This is a genomic window from Streptomyces sp. JJ66 (genome assembly GCF_019303495.1).
Taxonomy (GTDB): domain Bacteria; phylum Actinomycetota; class Actinomycetes; order Streptomycetales; family Streptomycetaceae; genus Streptomyces.
The window spans coordinates 152,015-173,891 of sequence record NZ_JAEVFI010000008.1; the positions used below are offsets into that span (position 1 = coordinate 152,015).

General features: G+C 74.3%; 21 protein-coding genes. 9 read left to right on the forward strand and 12 right to left on the reverse strand.

Annotated elements, in window-relative coordinates; translation table 11 throughout:
* Positions 1–18 precede the first annotated feature (18 nt).
* The gene (locus tag JJV70_RS08205; protein ID WP_219047088.1) at positions 19–1,437 is read right to left on the reverse strand and encodes a dipeptidase; all 1,419 of its coding nucleotides are present in this window, start codon (positions 1,435–1,437) and stop codon (positions 19–21) included.
* A 276-nt stretch (positions 1,438–1,713) separates the two neighbouring features.
* On the opposite strand from JJV70_RS08205, the gene JJV70_RS08210 reads away from it, so the two are divergent.
* Complete coding sequence (locus tag JJV70_RS08210) at positions 1,714–2,877, forward strand: geranylgeranyl reductase family protein (RefSeq protein WP_308294739.1); 1,164 nt, start codon at positions 1,714–1,716, stop codon at positions 2,875–2,877.
* A 52-nt stretch (positions 2,878–2,929) separates the two neighbouring features.
* On the opposite strand, the gene JJV70_RS08215 is transcribed toward JJV70_RS08210, so the two are convergent.
* Together JJV70_RS08215 and JJV70_RS08220 are read right to left on the reverse strand one after the other, a co-directional pair.
* The gene (locus JJV70_RS08215) at positions 2,930–3,139 is read right to left on the reverse strand and encodes a DUF6332 family protein (RefSeq protein WP_219047090.1); all 210 of its coding nucleotides are present in this window, start codon (positions 3,137–3,139) and stop codon (positions 2,930–2,932) included.
* A gap of 35 nt (positions 3,140–3,174) precedes the next feature.
* Positions 3,175–3,639 (reverse strand): DUF4442 domain-containing protein, encoded by a 465-nt coding sequence (locus tag JJV70_RS08220; protein ID WP_257573585.1) that lies wholly within the window; start codon positions 3,637–3,639, stop codon positions 3,175–3,177.
* A 98-nt stretch (positions 3,640–3,737) separates the two neighbouring features.
* Between JJV70_RS08220 and JJV70_RS08225 the strand changes: the two genes are divergently transcribed.
* Complete coding sequence (locus JJV70_RS08225; RefSeq protein WP_308294737.1) at positions 3,738–4,967, forward strand: ROK family protein; 1,230 nt, start codon at positions 3,738–3,740, stop codon at positions 4,965–4,967.
* 53 nt (positions 4,968–5,020) lie between these two features.
* On the opposite strand, the gene JJV70_RS08230 is transcribed toward JJV70_RS08225, so the two are convergent.
* Positions 5,021–5,497 carry an ATP-binding protein gene (locus JJV70_RS08230; protein WP_219047092.1) on the reverse strand — a complete coding sequence of 159 codons (477 nt, stop codon included), beginning with the start codon at positions 5,495–5,497 and terminating at the stop codon, positions 5,021–5,023.
* Positions 5,498–5,611: 114 nt separating this feature from the next.
* Positions 5,612–5,950, reverse strand: coding sequence for a hypothetical protein (locus JJV70_RS08235; RefSeq protein WP_219047093.1), 339 nt, complete (start codon positions 5,948–5,950; stop codon positions 5,612–5,614).
* Positions 5,951–6,211: 261 nt separating this feature from the next.
* On the opposite strand from JJV70_RS08235, the gene JJV70_RS08240 reads away from it, so the two are divergent.
* Positions 6,212–7,315 carry a PLP-dependent cysteine synthase family protein gene (locus tag JJV70_RS08240; RefSeq protein WP_257573620.1) on the forward strand — a complete coding sequence of 368 codons (1,104 nt, stop codon included), beginning with the start codon at positions 6,212–6,214 and terminating at the stop codon, positions 7,313–7,315.
* A 170-nt stretch (positions 7,316–7,485) separates the two neighbouring features.
* Complete coding sequence (locus tag JJV70_RS08245; RefSeq protein ID WP_219047094.1) at positions 7,486–9,996, forward strand: hypothetical protein; 2,511 nt, start codon at positions 7,486–7,488, stop codon at positions 9,994–9,996.
* A 93-nt stretch (positions 9,997–10,089) separates the two neighbouring features.
* On the opposite strand, the gene JJV70_RS08250 is transcribed toward JJV70_RS08245, so the two are convergent.
* Positions 10,090–12,528: a right-handed parallel beta-helix repeat-containing protein gene (locus JJV70_RS08250; protein ID WP_219047095.1), complete on the reverse strand. Its 2,439-nt coding sequence runs from the start codon at positions 12,526–12,528 to the stop codon at positions 10,090–10,092.
* 450 nt (positions 12,529–12,978) lie between these two features.
* On the opposite strand from JJV70_RS08250, the gene JJV70_RS08255 reads away from it, so the two are divergent.
* On the forward strand, positions 12,979–13,440 hold the full coding sequence (locus tag JJV70_RS08255; protein WP_219047096.1) for a Crp/Fnr family transcriptional regulator: 462 nt from the start codon (positions 12,979–12,981) through the stop codon (positions 13,438–13,440).
* A gap of 351 nt (positions 13,441–13,791) precedes the next feature.
* Here JJV70_RS08255 and JJV70_RS08260 read toward each other — a convergent pair whose 3' ends face one another.
* Positions 13,792–14,268 (reverse strand): DUF6643 family protein, encoded by a 477-nt coding sequence (locus tag JJV70_RS08260; RefSeq protein ID WP_219047097.1) that lies wholly within the window; start codon positions 14,266–14,268, stop codon positions 13,792–13,794.
* Between the two features lie 300 nt (positions 14,269–14,568).
* Here JJV70_RS08260 and JJV70_RS08265 point away from each other — a divergent pair, with 300 nt between their 5' ends.
* A complete protein-coding gene (locus tag JJV70_RS08265; RefSeq protein ID WP_219047098.1) occupies positions 14,569–15,351 on the forward strand; it encodes a glutamate racemase in 783 nt (260 codons plus the stop codon).
* 161 nt (positions 15,352–15,512) lie between these two features.
* On the opposite strand, the gene dhaM is transcribed toward JJV70_RS08265, so the two are convergent.
* The 4 genes from dhaM to JJV70_RS08285 all read right to left on the reverse strand — a co-directional run bounded on the left by dhaM (position 15,513) and on the right by JJV70_RS08285 (position 17,802).
* Positions 15,513–15,929, reverse strand: a complete 417-nt coding sequence (dhaM, locus tag JJV70_RS08270) for a dihydroxyacetone kinase phosphoryl donor subunit DhaM (protein ID WP_219047099.1) — start codon at positions 15,927–15,929, stop codon at positions 15,513–15,515.
* Positions 15,922–16,521, reverse strand: coding sequence for a dihydroxyacetone kinase subunit DhaL (gene dhaL / locus JJV70_RS08275; RefSeq protein WP_219047148.1), 600 nt, complete (start codon positions 16,519–16,521; stop codon positions 15,922–15,924). Before dhaL ends, dhaM begins: the two co-directional genes overlap by 8 nt.
* 50 nt (positions 16,522–16,571) lie before the next feature.
* Complete coding sequence (gene dhaK / locus JJV70_RS08280; protein ID WP_219047100.1) at positions 16,572–17,564, reverse strand: dihydroxyacetone kinase subunit DhaK; 993 nt, start codon at positions 17,562–17,564, stop codon at positions 16,572–16,574.
* Positions 17,565–17,628: 64 nt separating this feature from the next.
* On the reverse strand, positions 17,629–17,802 hold the full coding sequence (locus JJV70_RS08285) for a hypothetical protein (RefSeq protein ID WP_219047101.1): 174 nt from the start codon (positions 17,800–17,802) through the stop codon (positions 17,629–17,631).
* A 12-nt stretch (positions 17,803–17,814) separates the two neighbouring features.
* Between JJV70_RS08285 and JJV70_RS08290 the strand changes: the two genes are divergently transcribed.
* Positions 17,815–18,213, forward strand: coding sequence for an ACT domain-containing protein (locus tag JJV70_RS08290; protein WP_219047102.1), 399 nt, complete (start codon positions 17,815–17,817; stop codon positions 18,211–18,213).
* Positions 18,214–18,234: 21 nt separating this feature from the next.
* Positions 18,235–18,735, forward strand: a complete 501-nt coding sequence (locus JJV70_RS08295; RefSeq protein ID WP_219047103.1) for a hypothetical protein — start codon at positions 18,235–18,237, stop codon at positions 18,733–18,735.
* Between the two features lie 132 nt (positions 18,736–18,867).
* Here JJV70_RS08295 and JJV70_RS08300 read toward each other — a convergent pair whose 3' ends face one another.
* Entirely contained in the window at positions 18,868–20,004 is a 1,137-nt protein-coding gene (locus tag JJV70_RS08300; RefSeq protein WP_219047104.1) for an aminoglycoside phosphotransferase family protein, read from the reverse strand.
* A gap of 256 nt (positions 20,005–20,260) precedes the next feature.
* On the opposite strand from JJV70_RS08300, the gene JJV70_RS08305 reads away from it, so the two are divergent.
* Positions 20,261–21,742, forward strand: coding sequence for a hypothetical protein (locus tag JJV70_RS08305; RefSeq protein WP_219047105.1), 1,482 nt, complete (start codon positions 20,261–20,263; stop codon positions 21,740–21,742).
* Positions 21,743–21,877 lie beyond the last annotated feature (135 nt).

The window sequence follows — 21,877 nt, forward strand, 5'->3', positions numbered from 1 at the left end:
GGCACCATCGCTGTGGACTCAGGCGCGGCGGGCGTAGCCGCGCAGGAACAGGGCCTCGGTCACCGCCATGCGGCGCAGCTCGTCCGGGCAGACGCTCTCGTTCACCGCGTGGATCTGCGCCTTCGGTTCGCTCAGTCCGATGAGCAGGATCTCCGCCGTGGGGTAGAGCGAGGCGAGGGTGTTGCACAGCGGGATGGAGCCGCCCATTCCGGCTACCGCCATCGGCTGGCCGTCGTAGGCGGCGCGCATGGCGTCGGCCATCGCGGCGTAGGCCGGGCTGGAGGTGTCGGCACTGAAGGGCTGCCCCTGGCCCACCTGCTCGGTCGATACCCGGGCGCGCCAGGGCACGTGCGCCGCAAGGTGCGCGGTCAGCAGCGCGGTCGCCTCCGTGGCGTCCACCCCCGGCGGCACCCGCAGGCTCAGCAGCGCCCGCGCGGTGGCCTGCACCGACGGCGTCGCGCCCACCACGGGCGGGCAGTCGATGCCGAGCACGGTGACCGCCGGACGGGCCCACAGCCGGTCAGCGACCGTGCCGGAACCGATCAGGCTCACACCGTCCAGCACCCTGGCATCGCGGCGGAAGTCCTCCTCGGGGTATTGGAGCCCGTCCCAGCAGGCGTCGGCGGGCAGACCGTCAACGGTGGTGGAGCCGTCCCCGGCGCGCAGCGAGTCCAGCACCCGGATGAGGGCGGCCAGCGCATCCGGCGCGGCCCCGCCGAACTGGCCGGAGTGCAGGTTGCCCGCCAGCGTGTCCACGGTGACGCGCACCAGCGTCATGCCCCGCAGCACGCTGGTCACGGTCGGCAGACCGGCCTGGAAGTTGCCCGCGTCGCCGATGACGATCGTGTCGGCCGCCAGCAGCTCGGGGTGGGCCTCGGCGTAGCGCTCCAGCCCGCCCGTGCCCTGCTCCTCGGAACCCTCCACGATCATCTTCACCGTGACCGGCACGCCGCCGTGCTCCCGCAGCGCACGCAGCGCCAGCAGATGCATCACGAAGCCGCCCTTGCAGTCGGCGGCACCGCGCCCGTACCAGCGGCCGTCCCGCTCGGTCAGCTCGAACGGCGGTGAGTCCCACCCGGCCAGGTCCAGTGGCGGCTGCACGTCGTAGTGGGCGTACAGCAGCACGGTGGGCGCCCCGACGGGGCCGGGCAGCAGGCCGTACACCGAGGTGGTCCCGTCCGGCGTCGCCAGCCCGGCGACGTCGGTGAAGCCCTCGGCGCGCAGGGCGTCGGCGATCCAGCCCGCCGCGCCCTCGCACTCGCTCACCGGGAACTGCTCCGGGTCCGCCACCGACTGAAACCGCACCAGCTCGGCCAGCTCGGTGCGGGCGCGCGACAGCAGGGCGGCGACGGTGGCCGCCACGCCCTCGGCCGCGTCCGTGGCGGCGGTCTGCCCGTCCGGGCCGGATGCGGGACGCTGCGCCGGGTCCTGCGCCATGGGGATGCTCCTGGAACGTCGAGAGACTGCGTCGTCGGTCCGGCGAGCGGGATCGCCGCCCGTCCGGCGGTGGTGATCCTCCCACAGCGGGTCGGCTCTCCCCCCGGGCCGTAGGATGCCCGCAGGGCCTGGCCCTCACCTCAAGCCGGACGTCGGGAGCGGGAGCGGAAGCGGACAGTGAGCAGCGAGAACACCCCGGACGAGGCTGAGGGCACCGCACATAGTGAAGCCGAGGGCACCGCACACGGTGAAGGGGCCTCGCGCCCGGTCTGGGACGTGGTCGTCGTCGGCGCTGGTCCAGCCGGGGCGAGCGCCGCCCACGCCGCCGCTGTCGCCGGACGCCGCGTGCTGCTGCTGGAGAAGGCCGAACTGCCGCGTTACAAGACGTGCGGCGGCGGCATCATCGGCCCCACGCGCGACGCGCTGCCGCCGGGCGTGGAGTTGCCACTGCGGGACCGGGTGCACGCCGTGACGTTCTCGCTCGACGGCCGCTTCGCCCGTACCCGCCGCTCCCGGCGGATGCTCTTCGGCCTGGTCAACCGGCCCGAGTTCGACCAGGCGCTGGTGGCGGCGGCACAGAAAGCGGGTGCCGAACTGCGGACCGGCGCCAGTGTCTCCCGCGTCGAGCAGCACGGGCCAGCGGTGCCCGACCGGCGCACGGTCGCGGTCGTCCTCAGTGGCGGCGAGACGATCCTCGCGCGCGCGGTCGTCGGCGCGGACGGCAGCGCGAGCCGCATAGGAGCCCACGTCGGGGTGAAGCTGGACCAGGTGGACCTCGGTCTGGAGGCGGAGATCCCCGTCCCGGCTACCGTCGCGCAGGACTGGGCAGGCCGCGTCCTCATCGACTGGGGTCCGCTGCCCGGTAGTTACGGCTGGGTCTTCCCCAAGGGCGACACCCTCACGGTCGGCGTCATCGCGGCGCGCGGAGAGGGCGCCGCGACCAAGCGCTACCTGGAGGATTTCATCGCCCGGCTGGGCCTGGCCGGATTCGAACCCGCGGTCTCCTCCGGCCACCTGACGCGCTGCCGGGCCGATGACTCGCCGCTGAGCCGTGGCCGCGTCCTGGTCTGCGGCGACGCGGCCGGGCTGCTGGAGCCCTGGACGCGCGAGGGCATCTCCTACGCGCTGCGCTCCGGGCGGCTGGCGGGTCAGTGGGCGGCGCGCATCGCCGAGGCGGGCGACGCCGTGGACGCGCGGCGGCAGGCGCTGAACTACGCGTTCGCCGTCACCTCCGGGCTCGGGGCGGAGATGGGCGTGGGACGCCGCCTGCACCAGGTGTTCTCCCAGCGGCCGAAGCTGCTGCACGCGACGCTCACCGGATTCCGCCCGGCGTGGTCCACGTTCGCGCAGATCACCCGGGGCACGACGACGCTGGCCGGGATCGTCCGCACCCACCCGCTGGCCCGCCGCGCGCTGGGCGCGCTGGACCGGCGGGGCTGACGGCACCCGGTACCACGGGCCGCCCGCGCCCGGCGCGGCCCGTGGTACCGGGTCAGCGGCGCAGGACCCGCACGACGCGGGCACAGAAGACGGCGCCCCCGGCCCACCCGGCGGCGGTGAGCCAGAAGGCGGGCATCGGCCACACCAGTACGGGCGCGGCGAGCAGCAGGAAGACGGCCAGCCCCAGCAGAGCGCCGGTGACGCAGGCGTAGCCCGTCTCGACGGTCACCGCGTCGCGTTCGGCCGGTGTGCGTGTCGCCACCACATCCCCCTTGACCAGCCGTCAGACCGGGCGCGTCAGGAGCGGCCTGGCCTGCGGCGTACGTAGAGCTGTTTGCGGACCCGGGCTACGACCGTACCGTCCTGGCCGAGCACCGTGCAGGTGAACCAGGGCAGCGCCTTGGCGCCGTCGGCGGTCGCGGCCCGGATCTCCTTCAGCCGGTCGGGGGTGAGCTTGAAGTCGGCGTACACCTCACCGCGGCCGGGCGAGACGAAGTCGATCTCGGCGGACTTGTCCCACACGATGTAGTCCTCGCCGAGCGAGGAGACGACCAGCAGGGCCCAGAACGGGTCGGTCATGGAGAACAGCGAGCCGCCGAAGTGGGTGCCGAAGTAGTTCCGGTTGAAGCGGCCCAGGCGCAGCCGGACGCGGGCGCTGCTCCAGTCGTCGGCGAGGTGCAGGACGCGGATGCCCGCGAAACGGAACGGCGGCCACCAGTTCATGCCGAGGCGCAGCGTGGCCGGACTCATGCGGCGTGCCATGCCGGGAGCCTAGCATTAATATTACCAGTCAGTAACCGGGGAGCCGGATACCGAGGGCGCGCTTTGTTCAGTGCCCACACAAAGCCAGAATGGATGCCGTGACCCACCATCGAACCCGCCCTGACCGGGGCCGCAGTGCGCTGGGACCGGCGCTGCAGCTCGTGCACACCGGCCGCGCCCCCACCCGGGCCCAGCTCACCGCCGAGCTGGGCGTGACCCGGGCCACCGCGGGAGCCGTCGCCGCCGAGCTGCAGAGCCTCGGCCTGATCACCGTGGACGCCCGCCCCGCCATCGCCGCCGGAGCCCAGGGCCGCCCCTCGCACCGGCTGGCCGTGGACCCGGCCGGGCCCGTCGTGCTCGCCGCCCAGGTCCACGCCGACGGCTTCCGCGCCGCACTGGTCGGGCTCGGCGGCACCATCGTGGCCACCGCCCCCGGCTGCGGGGACGTAGACGCCGACCCGGTGCGGGTCCTGCGCCAGGTGGTCTCGGCGGGCGCCGAGTTGCTGGAACAGACCGGGCGGCGCTGCGTGGGCGCCGGGCTCGCCGTGCCCTCCGCCGTCGCCGAGCCCGAGGGGCTGGCGCTCAACCCGCTCCACCTGGCCTGGCCGCCCGGCGCGCCCGTGCGGTCGCTGTTCGCCCAGTGTCTGGCCGAAGCCGGCATCACCGGCCCGGCACCCGGTGCTCCCGTCACCGGATACGCGGCCAACGACGTCAACCTCGGCGCGCTCGCCGAACACCGGCACGGCGCCGGACGCGGCGCGCGGCACCTGCTGTGCGTGGCCACCGGGCACCGTGGCGTGGGCGGCGCACTCGTCCTGCGCGGACGGCTGCACACCGGCAGCGCGGGGCTGGCACTGGAGGTCGGCCACCTCACCGTGGACCCGCAGGGCAGGCCGTGTCACTGCGGCTCACGCGGCTGCCTGGACGTCGAGACCGACCCGCTGGCCCTGCTGGACGCCGCCGGGCGCACCCCCGGCCCGGAGTCCTCGCTGCTGCACCAGGCCCGCGAACTGCTGCGCACCGCCTACCCGGACGACCCCGCCGTACGCGCCGCCGCCCACCTGCTCATCGACCGGCTCGGACTCGGGATCGCCGGACTCGTCAACATCCTCAACCCCGACCGCGTCATCCTCGGCGGCCTGCACCGCGAGCTGCTGCGCGCCGACGAGGAGCGGCTGCGGGCTGGGATCGCCGAAGGCAGCCTGTGGGGCCGCAGCGGCGAAGTACCGGTACTGGCGTGCACGCTGGACCACAACAGCCTGGTCGGCGCGGCCGAGCTGGCCTGGCAGCCCATCCTGGACGACCCGCTGACCCTGCAGGAGACGTGAGGTGACGATCCGCCCCGGCCGCCTGCTGCGAGACGCCGACAGCTGAACCGGCGTCAGCCCGGCGCGGTGGGCGTGGGCTCGGCCGTCCGCGACCGGGAGCCGCCGTGCGCCGCCGCCCGCCCGGCAGGCGGCACGGGCAGGGTGAACCACACGACCTTGCCCTGGCCGCCCTGTTGGGCTCGCATGCCCCAGCTTTCGCTCACGGCCGCCACCAGGGCCAGGCCCCGCCCGCTGGTGGCCGACGCGCCCACCGAGCGCACCTGGGGCAGCTTCGGGTCGTGGTCGCGGACCGAGATCGTCACCTTGTCCCACAGCAGCACGATCTCCACCGTGCAGTGCTTGTCGGCTCCGGTATGCCGGTGCACGTTCGCCAGCAGTTCGGTGACGCCGAGCGCCGCGGTGTCGATGAGCTGACTGAGCTGCCAGTACCGGAGCTGCGCGGAGACGATGCGGCGGACCTGGCCGATGCGTGACGGCAGGGCCTGGAACTCGACCGCGCAGTGGCGGCTGGCGGCGGGCTGAGTGATCACGGCTGCGACTCCCTCGGGCCGGGGGCGACATGCGTGGCGGGGGCCGGGCCGCAGAACGCGGCCTGGACCTACCAGCGTGATTCAGCTCACATGGTTGCGCAAATCGGGTGGTGTTCAAGGGTGCACGATGCGTCGATGCGCGGCGATCTTCGCCGCCCGTTCGCGCGCCACGCCCAGGGCTCCCGCCAGACCTTCCCGCGCCGCCCGCGGCAGGCGCAGCGCGTACCGCTTCCCGCGCAGCGTCACCACCGTGCGGCCGGCTACCCCCAGCAACTCGGCGAACCACGGCCGCGCCAGCCGCACTTCGGACACCGGAGCGCCGTCGATCTCCCGGCCGTAGCTGGTGAGCAGCGCCAACCGCCCGTCCTGCACGAGCACCCGGCCCGCCTGGGTCAGGGAACGCCGCTGCCGCCGCACCGGTACCCCGCTGACGTCGAAATCGGGAACCGTCATCGCGCACCGCCTTCGCCGCCGGCCGCCGCCCGCGCACGGCCGTGTTCCTGTGGGCAGTGTGCCCGGGGACCGGGCCGTACACCAGAGGCCGCCTATCATCGCGGCGTGAACAGCGAGAACGACCACCAGGCCGCCGAGGACGCCACCCGGCCGGAGCAGCCCCCGCCAGCCACCCCGCCCCAGCCCGCCGCGTCTGCTCCCGCCCAGCCCACTGCGTCTGCTCCCGCCCAGCCCACTGCGTCTGCTCCCGCCCAGCCCACCCTGGATATCGACCGCAGCGACCCGGCCTACCGTGCCTGGCTCCAGGACGCCGTGCGCAAGGTGCAGGCTGACCACAACCGCAGCGCCGACACACACCTGCTCCGCTTCCCGCTGCCCGAGCGGTGGGGCATCGACCTGTACCTGAAGGACGAGTCCACCCACCCCACCGGAAGCCTCAAGCACCGCCTCGCCCGCTCGCTGTTCCTGTACGGGCTGTGCAACGGCTGGATTCGCCCGGGCAAGCCCGTCATCGAGGCGTCCAGCGGTTCCACGGCCGTCTCCGAGGCGTACTTCGCGAGCCTCATCGGCGTGCCGTTCATCGCTGTCATGCCACGTACCACCAGCCCGGAGAAGACCCGGCTCATCGAGTTCGAGGGCGGCCAGTGCCACCTGGTGGACGACCCGCAGAGCGTCTACGAGGTCTCGGCCCGGCTGGCTGCCGAGACCGGCGGCCACTACATGGACCAGTTCACCTACGCCGAACGGGCCACGGACTGGCGCGGCAACAACAACATCGCCGAGTCGATCTACCACCAGATGCGGCTGGAACGCTACCCGGAACCGGCGTGGATCGTCGCCGCCGCGGGCACCGGCGGCACCTCCGCGACACTCGCCCGCTATGTGCGGTACATGCAGTACGACACCCGCATCTGCGTGCCCGACCCGGAAAACTCCTGCTTCTTCGACGGCTGGGTCTCCGGCGATCCGGGTGCCGCCAGCGGTATCGGCTCGCGCATCGAGGGCATCGGCAGGCCGCGCATGGAACCGAGCTTCGTGCCCTGCGCGATCGACCGCATGATGAAGGTCCCGGACGCCGCGAGCGTGGCCGCCGTGCGCACCCTGGAGGCGGTGGTGGGCCGCAAGGCGGGCGGCTCGACGGGCACCGGGCTGTGGAGCGCGCTGAAGATCGTCGCCGAGATGGTCGCCGCCGGACGCACGGGCTCGGTCGTCACCCTCATCTGCGACCCCGGCGACCGCTACCTTGACAAGTACTACTCCGACGCCTGGCTCGCGGAGCAGTCCCTCGACATCCGCCCCTACCGGGCAGTGCTCGACGGTTTCCTGGCGACCGGCAGCTGGACGGAGAGCGCACCCGCCGCATAAGCAGCGCGGCGGACCAGGCGGACGGCCGGGGACCGGTATCAGCCAGTGGGACCGCCAGGGGTGACGCGAGTGTGATGTCGTCCCGGGATCACACCGGAGGGGGCTGTGCACACGCAGGCGGCGCACCGATCCTGAGAGGCGAGACGAAGCCAACTCCCGGGGGACAGACCATGGCTGAACCACCGCGTGCCCACGCGCCGGGCCCACGAACGCCCTCCGGCGCCGGTGTGCCCGCCGACGCCCGCGCCGGTGCCGGCCCCGCTGCCGCGCCCGCCCTGGAACTGCTCGTGCACGGCGTCGGCGGTGCCACCCCGCAGGCGATGCTCGGCGACCCGCGCACCGTCCGCGTCACCGGCGACGCCATCGCGGGCCTCCACCGCAGGACCCAGGACGCCGGCGCGGAGGCCCGGGCCGCCCGGCCCGGCGGGCACACCACCGAACCCGTGCCCGAGGCGTACTGCTGGTCCGGGCTGACCTCGGGCAACGGCGCCCGTGCCCTGTGGCTCGTCCTGCTGCCGTTCATGATCGCCAACCTGGCGCACTGGATGCGCCCCGCCGCCCCGCGCGGTCACCGCGCGCACCGCCTGTACTCGGTGCTCGTCCGGCTGATCGCCCTGTCGCTGACCGTCCTGCTGACCGCCGCCGCCTGCGAGGTCGCGCTGGACCTGGTGGCCTGGCAGTGCGCGGCGTCCGCCGCGTGCGCCCAGGGCGCCTCCTGGCTGACGTTTCTCGCCGAGGACACCGGCGGCTGGTGGAGCCTGCCGGGCCGGCGCCTGGTCGTCGCGGCGCTGTTCCCCCTGGCCGTCACCGCCCTGCTGTGGTGGCTGGCCCGGCGCACCTGGAGCGCGTACGAGTCCGCCCCGCCCGCGCCGCGCGCCTGCGGCACCCCGGTCAAGCCCCCTGACGAGGACGATCCGTCCCTCAGCCTGCCCGGCTTCTGGTACGGCAGGCGGCTCGTCGCCCGGCTGCGGGCCGCGCACACCGCCGCCGCCCTGCTGACGGTCACCGCCGCCCTGCTGACCGCCGCCGCCCAGTACGACGGCGCGCGCGGCGGGGCGGCGGCCAGCGTGGGCACGGTGCTCGCGCTGCTGTGCGCGGCGTGCTGGGCCGCCGTCCTGGTCAGTGTGATGCGGCGGGGGCGCAGCGAGAGTGAGATCGACGAGCGCCGGGACCCGGCGGTCACCCGCTGGCTGCCATGGTCCGCGCTGACGCTGCTGCTCGCCTCGGCGGTGCACACCGGCTGGGACCGCCCCGGCTGGCGGGCCGGTGCCCAGCTGCCGGGCACCGGCTACTTCGCCGTGTCCACCCTCCTCCAGGGCGGCCTGGTACTGGCGCTGGCCGGGACGGCGGCGGTCCTGCACCGCCGCGCCCCAGCCGGGGAACGCAGCGCGCTGGCCGGGTTCGGCGGGCCCGCGGTGGCCCTGCTGGCGTGCGCGCTGGGCGGACTGTTCTCCGGCGGTGTGGCGCAGCGGGTCGCCGAATGGCTCGCGCCGGGCTCCACCGCGCACCTGCCGGGCGCACCCATTGCCGGGCCGCCCGTGGTGCTCACCTGGCAGGCGGCGGTCATCCCCGTCGTCGTCCTGGCCGTCGCCGTTTTCGCCGTCAGTTGCGCGGTGCGGGTGTGGCGGCTCGGACGCGGCCTGGTACCCGACGTCGCCCGCGGCTATCCCGACGAGGCCGCCGACGACCCCGCCCGCAGCGGCCACATCGCCTCGGCCATCGCCCGGGCGGGACTCACCGACTCCGCGCCCGTCCTGGTCGGCACGGTCGCGGCGCTCACCGCCCTGCTGGGCGCGGCGGCCGTCGCGGGCGCGCTGATCAGCGGCGCGGCGCCACAGCAGGCCCTCGACGGGGCACCGGCACCGCTGGCCGCCGCGGCCGACCTGGCGCAGGGCGTCGGCTCCTGGCTGATGGGCGGACTGGTCATCGCCTTGGTCACCACGGGCCGCCGCGCGTACCGGGACGCCGGAGCACGGCGCACCGTGGGCGTCCTGTGGGACGTCGGCACCTTCTGGCCCCGGGCTACGCACCCCTTCGCACCGCCCTGTTACGCCGAGCGGGCGGTCCCCGACCTCACCTGGCGCATGTGCACCTGGACCGAGCTGACCGGCGGACGGCTGGTCATCTCCGGGCACTCCCAGGGCAGCGTGCTGGCGGCCGCGGCTGTCTGGCAGCTGGACCGCGCCACCCGCTCCCAGGTGGCGCTGCTGACCTACGGCTCCCCGCTGGAGCGGCTGTACGGCCGCTGGTTCCCGGCATGGTTCGGGCCTACCGCGCTCGGCGTACTGGCCGACCAGGTGGACCACTGGCGCAACCTGTGGCGGCTCACCGACCCGATCGGCGGCCCGGTGAAGGTCGCCGATGTCGACGAGGGGCCGCTGCGCGACCCGCTCTCCTACGGCCGCACGCCGCACGACCCGCTGCCCGCACCGCTCCTCGGCCACAGCGAATACCAGGCCGACCCGGCCTTCGCCCGGACCCGCGCCGAACTCCTGACCCACCTGAGCCCGTTGCCGCCGACGCTCCCCGGCGCGACGCCGCCCCCACGACCGCGCGGCCCGGCCAGCCCTGGGCACCGGGCCGACCCTGCTGCGGGCGCCGGACCCGCCGCCGACGCCGCACCCGATGAGCCGGGCGGGGCGGCGGCGGAGCCCGGGGCGCGACCGGGCCAGCCCGCCTGACCCCATCCGGCCCGGTCCGGCGGAGCGTGACCGGCCGCCTGACCGAGACCGCCAGCGCGGTCCCGGCCGCCCTTGCCCGCCAGGACGCCCTGCTCACGGCAGCGGCGGAATGTCCTCCGCGTACAGCAGGGTCAGCTCCTGGGTGCTCGCCTCCGCCAGCCGGGCCACGCGGCCCGCGTGCCGTTCGACCATCGCCTCGAACGTCTGGCGTGCCGTGCGGCCGTTGCCGAAGGACGGACCGCGCGGGATGGCCGCGAAGTGCTTGAGCAGTGCCTCGGCGGCGCCCTCCCCCAGGTGGTACTCGTGCTCCTCGGCCTGCTGTTCCACGATGCGCAGCAGCTCCCGCGGGGCGTAGTCACCGAAGGTGATGGTGCGCGAGAAGCGGGAGGCGACGCCGGGATTCGCGGACAGGAACCGCTCCATCTCCTCGGTGTAGCCGGCGACGATGACGACGACCTCGTCGCGGTGGTCCTCCATCAGCTTCACCAGCGTGTCGATGGCCTCCCGGCCGAAGTCCCGCCCGGCGTCCTCCGGGGACAGCGCGTACGCCTCGTCGATGAACAGCACACCGCCGCGCGCCCGGCCGAACGCCTCCTGGGTGCGGATCGCCGTCGAGCCGATGTGCTCGCCCACCAGGTCCACGCGCGAGACCTCCACCAGGTGGCCGCGCTCCAGCACGTCGAGCGCGTGCAGGATCTCGCCGTACAGTCGGGCCACGGTGGTCTTGCCGGTACCGGGGGAGCCGGTGAAGACCAGGTGGCGGCGCGCGGAGGCGGCCTTGAGCCCGGCCCGCTGGCGTCTGCGGCCCACCTCGATCATGTCGGTGAGCGCCCTGACCTCCCGTTTGACGTTCTCCAGCCCCACGAGCGCGTCCAGCTCGCCCAGCACCTCCTCGGCGGGGCGGGCGGTGGGCCGCTCGGGAGCGGGGTCCGCGTCGGCCGCCACCGTGGCCGGGGCCGTGCGCGCCGGGGCAGCGTGCGCTGGCGCAGGCTCGGGCAGCGGCGCCAGCAGGCCCGGGCTCCGGGGGGCCGCCGCCGCAACCGGCTCGGGCGCGGACTGGGGCGCCGTCTCGTCGCTCGTGCAGGACTCCACCGCCGGGCCGTCTTCGGGGAACTCGTAGCCGCCACGGGCACAGCGCTCGGTGCGGCAGTGGCGCAGCGTCGCCCGGCAGCCGTCGATGACGTGGAAGCCGTAACCGTGCGAACCGGTGACCCGGCACTGGGTGAACGTGCCGCGGCCCTCGGCGGAGACGTAGAAACCGGCCTCGGCCGGACCGGTGACCGTGCAGCGCTCCACCACCGGATCGGCGCCCTTGGTGACGATGACACCGGTCGCGGCGGCGTCGATCGTGCAGCCTGCCAGGGTGCCGCCACTGCCGTGGTCGCGGAACCAGGCGCCGGTGGCCGCCTCCCGCACGCGGCAGTCGTCCAGTTCCACCGTGCCGCCGTCGCTGACGGACACGGCGGTGCCGCGTATCTGCGTCAGGTCGCTGTCCACCACATCCGCCCGGGAGCCGCGGTCCAGCACGAACAGTGCGTCCGGCACGGTGTGCACGCGGCAGGTGTCCAGCACCGCACAAGCGCCGTCACTGATCCACACCGCCGGGTAGTCGCCGGTGGAGTCGTGGATCTCGCACCGGTGGGCGTCCACCCGGGTGCCCGGGTCCCACACCGACAGGCCGTTGCGCCCGAAACGGCTCACCGTGCAGCGGGTCAGCGTCAGCACCGAGCGCGACCGCAAGTCAAGGGCGTTCTCCGGGATGTCGTGCACGTGGCAGTCCGTCAGCGTCAGCACGGCGTCGGTGTCCAGGGTCACGCCGTCGGCGCTGGTGCGGTGCACTTGGCAGTCGGTCAGCTGACCAGAGGCGCGGGCCGAGACCTGAACGCCGGTGCCGCGGATCTCGTAGAACTCACAGCCGACCGCTTCCACCGCCGTGCCCTCGCCCGTGAGCGCCAGTCCCGCGCCGGCGGCGTGGTGCACCCGGCAGCGGTCCAGCCGGGGGTGGGCGGCGTCGCGTACCGCGAACCCGGCCTGCCCCGCGGCGACCACCTCGCACTCCTCGAACAGCCCGCCCGCCCCGCCAGAGAGGGCGAAGCCGAAGCCCGCGGGGTTGTCCACGGTGCAGCCGCGCACGGTGGGACGGGCTCCGCCGCGTACCTCGACGCCCACGGCGGAACGGGTGACGACGCGCAGCCCGGCCAGTTCGGGAGTCCCGTCCTCCACCAGCAGGGCCGGAGCGGCCCGGTCCTGGCCCTCGATCTGCAGGTCGCGGACGACGGCGGGGGCGTGCAGGGTCAGCGGGACGCCGTCGGGCGGGCTCAGCCGCACCGAGCCCGCCCCCGCCCGCTCCGGGCCGCGCAGCGTGACGGCGCGGTCGATGACCAGGTTCTCCCGGTAGGTGCCGGGCGCGACGGTCAGGACGTCGCCGTCACCGGCCGCCTCCAGCGCCGTGGCGAGGGAGGCGTAGTCCCCAAAGCGGCGTCGCCAACGCGACGTGTTCGTGTACGTCACCTGGACCGAGCCGTGCGCCATGGACCGTCGTGCCCCAAACTCGTGCGAAACGTGCGATGCGGAGAAAACGTGCTGCTCGCGAGGGCCACGACCAGCGCCGGGCCGCCCGTCGGGCGGCGCCGCACCACGGTAGCGTGTGCCGTACCCGCCCCGGGACGTGTTCGCGCCCGCCCCTGCGCCCCCACCCGCACAGCGCCACCGGTTCCCGCTCCCGGACCCCGTGCGCGCACACCATGCTCAGCTCCGGACAAGTGCCTCCCCGCGCCCCAGCAGGCGCGGTGTGACGTGGCGTCGCAGCGGCCGGTGAGGTAGAGGGCTGCCCGGGGTGAGGCAGTTCAGGGCGCGCCGCCGCGCATCGAGCTGCTCGCAAGCGCGTTCGGTGAGACGATGGTGGTTCGTGAGGGGCCCTCCGGCCGGGTGCGGGCAAACGGCGTCCCCGGACGCGGGTCCGACGAGGCGAGGAGGCCAGCGATGCGGACCATGACCGGACTGCTCGGCTCTCTTCCGCCCGGTCACAGCGAGCGGCTGCGCGCGCTCGGGCGGCATGTCGCGTTCCCCGCGGGCGCCCGCATCTTCGAGGAAGGCATGACCGCGGACCGCTTCTGGATCATCCATACCGGCTCCGTCACTCTCGACCAGCACATCCCCGGTCGCCGCCCTCAGACGGTGGAGACCGTAGGACACGGTGAGCTGCTGGGCTGGTCCTGGATGTTCCGGCCCTACACCTGGCACATGGGCGCCGAGGCCGGCAGTCCGGTGCGCGCCCTGGAGTTCGACGCGGTGGACGTGCGGCGGCTGTGCGAGGAGGACCACGAACTGGGCTATGCGCTCGCCCTGGCGGTCGGTGAGATCATCTCCCACCGGTTGCAGCGCTCCCGGATGCGCTTGCTGGAGGCGTTCGGGCCCGGCGGAGCGGGCAACAGGCTGCTCTGAGGCGACGCCTGCCACGCGGCCGGGTGCGGGGGCACGCGTGAGCCCAGCACTTTGTACGTCGCCGACGCGTTTCCCGCCCGGCCCGGTACGCCGACGGCCCGGGACGCCGTGCCCCAGCCGTCAGCCTCAGCTCGTCCCCCCTCGCGTTCGCTTCTCCCGTCGCCATCCGCACAGCGTCAACAGGTGTCCGTCCTGTCCCCGCCCATCCATCGGCGGTCACCGCTCGCCCCAGGGTTTCAGCGGGCCTGGCGTGCCGTCACACCGGCGGGCACAGGCACAACTCGGTCAGCGTCGGCATGCGGCCAGCCAGTGACCTGGCCCGGATAACTGGGGCTTGCCCGTGGCGGCCCGTCAGTAGCCGGACCCCGGGTGCTGACGTCCGTACGGGTCGGCGTACCCGGGCGTGCCCTGCGGCGGGGTGTGCATCTGCCGGGGCACCACCGGACGCGGCGGCGCGACCGGGCGCATCTGCTGCTGGTAGGGGTACGGCGCACCGGGCTGCCCGGACTGCGGGTAGCCGTAGCCGCCGGAATTCTGCTGCGGCAGATACGGCGTCGGTGCCTGCTGGAGCGGGGCCGACTGCGGCGCGGGCTGTGGGTAGCCGTACCCGCGCGGCGGCGTGTGCTGCGTGCCGGGTCCGGCGGCCAGCGCGGGCAGCGCCGACGGCAGGGCGGGCAGCGAGCTGCCGGAGTCGTAGGCGGCCGGGACCCGGATGGGGGCGATCTGGGGAGTGCCGCGCTCAGCCACGAGGCTGTCGTAGATCGGGGTGTCAGCGAAAGACGACGCGCTGTAGTAGCCGCCGCCGTACGTGCTGCGGGGGGAGGTCATGCTCCATAAGTTAAGCCGAAGATGTGCCCGGTGAGGAGTCTGATAAGCACGTCATTTCCCGGGCCTGCGGTGCCCCGACCGGGCCAACGATAACGAACCGGTCGAAACCGGCCAGCCGCCCCTGTCATGATCCAGTGAAGAGTAGGCGGTGGCAACGTAAACGGACGCACGCGAAGGGACCTGCCCCGACCCACCGCGTGCCGCTCATCGCCTCCGGGCATCGCTTCCGGGCGGGACCGGCGCGCCCCCGGCGAACCGGCATGAGCGCACCACCGGGCCGCTGCGCGTACCCTTCTGGGCGTGAAGATCGCCCTCGTCGACTCCGGAATCGGACTGCTCCCGGCCGCCACCGCCCTGCGGCGACGGCGCCCCGATGCCGCGCTGGTGCTCTCCAGCGACCCCGCCAGCATGCCGTGGGGGCCGCGCGCCTCCGCGGACATCGCCGCCCATGCCCTGGCCTGCGCCCGGGCCGCCGTCGAGCTGGCCCCCGACGCGCTGATCGTCGCCTGCAACACCGCCACCGTGCACGCGCTGCCCGCCCTGCGGGCCGAGCTGGAACCCGCCGTGCCCGTGATCGGCACGGTGCCCGCGATCAAACCCGCCGCCGCTGACGGCGGCCCCGTCGCCGTCTGGGCCACCCCGGCCACCACCGGCAGCCCCTACCAGCGCCGCCTGATCACCGAGTTCGCCGCCGGCGTCGAGGTGACCGAGGTGCCGTGCCACGGCCTGGCCGACGCCGTGGAACAGGCCGACGAGGCGGCCATCGACGCCGCCGTCCAGGCCGCCGCCGCCCTCACCCCGCCCGGCGTACGGGCCGTCGTACTCGGCTGCACCCACTACGAGCTGGTCGCCGGCCGCATCCTGGCCGCCCTGCGCCGCCCCGGCGGGCCCGAGCCCCGGCTGCACGGCTCCGCCGACGCCGTCGCCGCCCAGGCGCTGCGCCGCCTCCCCTCCGCCCCGGCCCTGCCCGCCCTGGAGGCAGGCGACCTCGTCGTCCTGCACACCGGCCACCGCGTGGCCCTTCCCGCCGCGGCCCTGGCCTACGCCGAGGGCCGCGGTCTGGCCGCCCCGATCAGCGCCTGACGGACCCGGGCGCGGGCTGGCGTACCCCCCACCACCGCGCTGGCGGACCGCGAGGCGTCCGACGCCCCCAGCCATGGCCGACGGGACCACGGCTCCCGGGCCACCGCGTCTGGCTGAAGCCGCGCCCCCGCGCCCGGACCCACCCCGCACCGCGCGGCCCCTCACAGCTTGCGGTAGCTGTACGCCTCTTCGGCCGCCGCGGCCACGGCAGCCGCGTCCGCGCCCGCCGACGCGGTGACCACCGCCGCCACGGCGCCCTCCACGAACGGCGCGTCCGCCAGCCGGGTCCCCGACGGCAGGTCCCCCTCGGCCAGCAGCGTGCGCACCGTGAGCACCGCACTGCCCAGGTCGGCCAGCACCACCACGCCCGCACCCTGCTCCACGCGGCGCGTGGCCTCGGTGACCAGGTCCGCGCTGGTGCCGATCCCGCCGTCCGGTGTGCCGCCCGCGGCCGCGACCGGGGCGCTCGCGCCGCCAGCGGCCAGCTGGACGGCGAGCCGGGCCACCGAGTCGGCCACCTCCCGGCTGTGCGAGACCAGGACCACGCCGACCAGCGAGCCTGGTGCGCCCTCACTCATCACGGACCGCCCGCGCCAGCGCGGCGAGCAGGAGGGCCGAGGACGCCGCGCCGGGGTCCTCGTGCCCGACGCTGCGCTCCCCGAGGTAGGACGCCCGCCCCTTGCGTGCCCGCATCGGCACCGTGGCCCGGGCACCCTCGGCCGCCGCGCGCGCCGCCGTATCCGGCCCCTGCGGCAACGCCTCGACGGCCGGGAGCAGCGCGTCCAGCATGGTCTTGTCGCCCGCGGCCGCCCCGCCCAGCCGGGCCACGGCCTCGACCCCCGCGCCCAGCGCCGCCGCCAGCTCCCCGAGACCCACCTCCGGCGCCTCACCCAGCGTCTTGCCGGTGCGCCGCAGCAGCGTCCCGTACAACGGCCCGGACGCGCCGCCCACGGATGACACCAGGGTCTGCCCGGCGAGCGTCAGCACCGCGCCGGGCGTGTCGGGGTGCTCGCGGCGCACCGCGTCCAGCGCGGCGGCGAACCCGCGGCTGAGGTTGCTGCCGTGGTCGGCGTCTCCGATCGCCGAGTCCAGCTCAGTCAGGCGCGCCGCCTCCCGGGCGACGTCCGCCGCCGTCAGGTCGATCCAGCGCCAAAAGACCGTCGCGTCCATCGGCTCTGCCAACCCCTGCTCCTGTCCTGCCCGTCCTTTCCCGGTCACACTCAGCGCCCCCAGCGCAGGGCCGGGGTGGATACCGGCGCGTCCCACAGGCGCAGCAGCTCCTCGTCGCCCGGACACAGGGTCACCGAACATCCCGCCATGTCCAGCGAGGTGACATAGTTGCCGACCAGGGTGCGCGCCACCGGCACCTGGCGCTCGGCCAGCGCCCGCTGCACCTCGGCGTTGAAGCCGTACAGCTCCAGCAGCGGCGTGCCGCCCATCCCGTTGACGAGCACCAGCACCGGGCCGCCCCGGGGCAAGCCGTCCAGCAGCGCGTCCACGCTGACGTCGGCGATCTCCCCGGACGTCATCATCGGCCGCCGCTCGCGTCCCGGCTCGCCGTGGATGCCGATGCCCAGCTCCAGCTCGCCCGGCGGCAGGTCGAACGTCGGGGTGCCCTTGGCCGGGGTGGTGCACGCCGTCAGCGCGACGCCGAAGCTGCGGCAGGCGTCCGCCACCCGCCGGGCGAGGGACTCCACCCGCTCCAGCGGCGCGCCCTCCTCGGCCGCGGCACCCGCCAGCTTCTCCACGAACAGCGTGCCGCCGGTGCCGCGCCGCCCCGCCGTGTAGGTGCTGTCGGTGACGGCGACATCGTCCTCCACCAGCACGCTGGCGACGGCGACGCCCTCGTCCTCTGCCATCTCCGCGGCCATCCGGAAGTTCAGCACGTCGCCGGTGTAGTTCTTCACGATGAACAGCACGCCGAGCCCGCTGTCCACGGCCGCGGCGGCGCGTGCCATCTGGTCCGGTACCGGGGAGGTGAACACCTCGCCCGGGCAGGCCGCGTCCAGCATGCCGCGCCCCACGAACCCGGCGTGCAGCGGCTCGTGCCCGCTGCCGCCGCCGGAGATCAGGGCCACCTTGTCCATGATGGGCGCGTCGCCGCGTACCACGACCCGCCGGTCGACGTCGATCGTCAGCTCCGGGTGAGCCGCCGCCATCCCGCGCAGCGCGTCGGCCACCACCCGTTCGGGCACATTGATCAGTTGTTTCATCGCAGGCGCTCCCTGTGATCCTCACCGACCGGACACTGGCCACTCTTCCACTGCCGCTCCCCGCTCACCACAGCACCACGCAACCCCGCCGGGTGAGCGTGTTGACCACCGCCGGGTCCGGGCCGCCAGCCTCGAAGGGGTTCCAGCGCAGGATCAGCGTGCCGAGGTCCGTGTGGTCCCACAGGCCGGGCGGCACGCGGTCGAGGCCGGTGCGCCACAGGTTCACGGTGTCCGTCATAGGGTTGAGATCGTGTCAGGCGAACGTGATCTGTCGAAACTGCTCACCGGGATGACGCCGGAGCTGCGGCCGGGGCCGTATGTGTTCAGCACCGTGACCGGCCCGGTTCCCGACGGGGTGCGGCCGGTGGTGACCGTGGCGGAGGACGAGGCGCTGACCGTCGTCCTCCCGCGCGGCGAAGCGGACGCGGCCGGGCTGCGCTACGACTACGTGGCGGGCTGGATCACCCTGCGGGTGCACTCGGCGCTGGCCGCGGTGGGCCTGACCGCGGCCGTCGCCACCGCGCTCGCCGAGGCCGGGATCAGCTGCAACGTGGTCGCCGGGTACCACCACGATCACCTGTTCGTGCCGTACGAGCTGGCGTCTGTGGCGGTCGCGGTGCTGGAGGACCTGGCGGGCCGGAGCCGGTAGTCGTCCGCGTACCATGGCGGCATGTCCTTCCTCCGCCGCCGTAGCGCCGCCTCGCCCGCAGGGCCGGACTTCGACGTCCTCGCGATGGACCCGGGCGACTGGCCCGGCAACCTGGGCGCCGGTCTGCTGCCCGCCCCGGACGGCACCTGCCAGGGCGTCTTCCTGCGCTATGACCTGTTCGGCGGCCGTGGACCAGCCATGATCATCGGCAATCTGCCGGAGGGCTCGCCCGCGCGCGAGACCGACGAGGACGAGGTGCCGTTCGAGGTGGCCCAGCTGCTGGCGGCGCTGGAGATGGACGAGCCGGTGACCGTCACCGGCAGCGAGGACATGCCGGTGATGCACGACGGCAGCCTGCTGGTCGTCCGCCGCGTCACCTGCTCGGAGGGCCGTGTCGCCTGCGTGCAGTTCGACCGAAGCGACGGCGTCCTGGTGACGATCGCCAGCTGGGACCGCCCCATCACCGATGAGCTGTACCAGCTGCTCAAGCCGCTCCCGGCCGAGCTGTTCCAGCAAAAGTAGGACCCCGGACGACTCCGGCGGGACGCGCGCGGCCCCGCACTCGCCCTTCCCCGCCGCACCGGAACACACCCGGACAGCCCGGCACCGTCGCGGACCGTTTCCGCGACGGTGCCAGACGCCCCGCGCCGCCGGTCAGCGCGTGCCCACCGCCGCCCGCACGGCCCGGCGCACCAGGCCGATGTCGTCGTGCAGTCGGCGCAACAGCAGCCGCTGCTCCTCACCGCTCGCCGACGGCCCACCCCGCCCGGGAGCCGGCTCCGGTTCCCGCATCGAGCGCTGCACCGCCAGCTCACAGGTCCGGATCTCACGGGTGAGCACGAGCATCAGGTTCACCAGGAACGTGTCCTGGGCCGCGGGCCCGGCAGCCTGGGCTGCCCAGCTCACCTGCCGCCGGGCCAGCGGAGCCTCACCGAGCACCGACCACAAGGTGGCCAGGTCGTAGCCGGGCAGGTACCAGCCAGCGTGCTCCCAGTCCACCAGCACCGGCCCGCTCGGTGCGAGCAGGAAGTTGGCGGGCAGCGCGTCCCCGTGCGCGAACTGCCACACCGGGCCCTGGCCCCCCGCGTGGGCGGCGCTGTGCAGAAGTTTGTGCACGTCGCCCATGTCCCGGTCGGTGAGCAGCCCCAGATCGTGGTAGCGGACGAGCCGCGCCCCGTAGTCCAGCGGGCGGTCAAACAGGCTGGCGGGGGGCTTCCACTCGCCCAGCCGCTTCAGCGCGCCGAGCAGCGCGTGCACATCCGCGAGCGGTACCGCGTCGGTCGGGTGCCGCCGCAGCGCGCCCGGGCGTCCTGGCACGCGCTCGACGATGAGGGTGCAGCTGTCCGGGTCCGCGGCGACGAGCCGGGGCGCCCGCACGGGGGGCCGGTGCCGCACGAACGCCCGGTATGCCGCTATCTCCTGCTGGTAGCGCTCGGCCCACACCGGCGAGCGGTCCAGTAAACACTTCGCCACCACCGGGGTGCGGCCGATGGTCCCCGCCAGCAGGGCCGTGCGGCCACTGCGCCGCAGCACCTGGGCCGGGCGGAAGTCCGGGCAGATGCGGTGGACCAGGGCGAGAGCGGAGCGCACCCGCGCCCCCTGCGGGCCGGACAGGTCGAGCCTCCCGCTGATCGGCGGCCGGTCACCCGCCGGGGACGGCCCGCGGAACCGGCGTACGTGCTCCGGCGCCGTGGCGCCGGGAAAGTGCACGGGCTGGCCCTGCCGGGGCGGTGCGGTCCGGGAGGGGGCCGTCCGGTTCGGGGCGGTCACGGGGGACGTTGCGTGATACATGCGCGAGAGCGATCCCTTCGTGCGCCGACAAGGACTACCTGCGCGCTGCCCCGGCCCGGCGGTTCGCCGGAAACGCGAGCACCCTGGGGAGTGCCCTGTCCGCCCGGCGACGACCGGGCCGGGGTGGCGCACTTCTACACCACACCCCGTTAGCCGTGGCACACCATCTGGCGAACCCTGGCGAACCCTGGCGAATCCTCGCCGCCCCCGATTTCCGCGGTTACTGTCAACTCAGCCGAGAACCTGGGGGCTTGACGTGACCAAGGGACGCAACACCCGACTCGCGGAGCTGTTCGAGCTGACCGGCTGGTCGAAGGGCGAACTCGCCCGGACGGTCAACCGGCACGCGGCGGCCATGGGCCATCCGCAGCTGGCGACGGACACCTCGCGGGTGCGGCGCTGGATCGACACGGGAGAGACCCCGCGTGATCCGGTACCACGGGTGCTGGCCTCCCTGTTCACCGAGCGACTCGGCCGTGTCGTGACCATCGAGGACCTCGGGTTCCGCAAGCCGGGGCAGTCGGCCAGGCGGCAGACCGTCGAAGGACTGCCGCTCAGCTCTGACGAAACGGCCGTGGTCCTCACCGAACTCACGGGAATGGACCTCATGCTCAACCGACGCGGCTTGGTGGGCGCGGGCGCCGCGCTCGCCGCAGGCTCAGCACTCCACGGCTCGCTGTACGACTGGTTGCGGACCGACCCCGGCCGGACCCTGCCCACCCCGGCCACCGCCGGTCCGGCGGCGCTGGACGGTTACGACGGTCTGCCGGTGGGCTCCCAGGAAGTCGAGGCACTGGAACACTCGGTGACGGTCTTCCGGGCCTGGGACGCCTCTCGCGGCGGCGGCCTGCAGCGCAAGGCCGTCGTAGGACAGCTCAACGAGGTGGGCGGCATGCTGACGCTCCGCCACCCGCCGTCACTGCAACGCCGCCTGTGGGGCGTGGCAGCCAACCTCTCCGTACTGGCGGGCTGGATGTCGCACGACGTGGGTCTGGAGCCCACGGCACAGCAGTACTTCGTGCTCGCCGCACATGCCGCGCGCGAGGGCGGGGACCGACCCCGCGCGGGCGAGGCCCTCTCCCGCGCCGCGCGCCAGATGGTTCACCTCGGCCGTCCCGCCGACGCACTGGACCTGATGAAACTGGCCCACGCCGGTGCGGGCGAGCAGGCCCTGCCGCGTACCCGGGCGATGCTGCACACGATCGAGGCGTGGGCGCAGGCGTCCATGGGGCACGGCCAGGACGTGCGGCGGACCCTCGGCGAGGCCGAGGAACTGTTCGCCTCGGACAAGGGCGCGGTACCGCCCCCCAGCTGGATGCAGAACTTCGACGAGGCCGACCTGCACGGCATGCAGGCGCTGGCCTACCGCACCCTCGCCGACCACGACCCGGCGGTGGCGAAGACCGCCGAGTTCCACGCCAGGAAGGCCCTGGCGCTGCGGGGCGAGGGGTTCCAGCGCTCGCAGATCTTCGACCACATCTCGCTGGCCTCCGCCTACTTCATCGCTGACGATCCCGACCAGGCCGACCGGTACGCGCGGATGGCGCTGGTGTCCGTCCACGAGAACTCCTCGCACCGCACCTGGGACCGGCTGCGGGAGATGTACCGGCTGACGGCGCGGTACGCGGGCTACCCTGCGATCGACGGGCTGCGCGAGGAGATCGAGCAGGCCCTGCCCCAGGCGCCCAGGTCACCGCGCACCGGCCCGGTGAAGAGCCCGCGCAGGCTGAAGGTGTAGGGCGGCGACTCTCCCCCAAAGGGCTGCTACTCCACCGGGAGCAGCGGTGCGACGACGTTGCCGGAAAGTGCGTACGGGGGCGTCCGTCGGCAGGCTCCACCGGCCTCACCGGTGGTGCGCCGACAGCTCGGGACC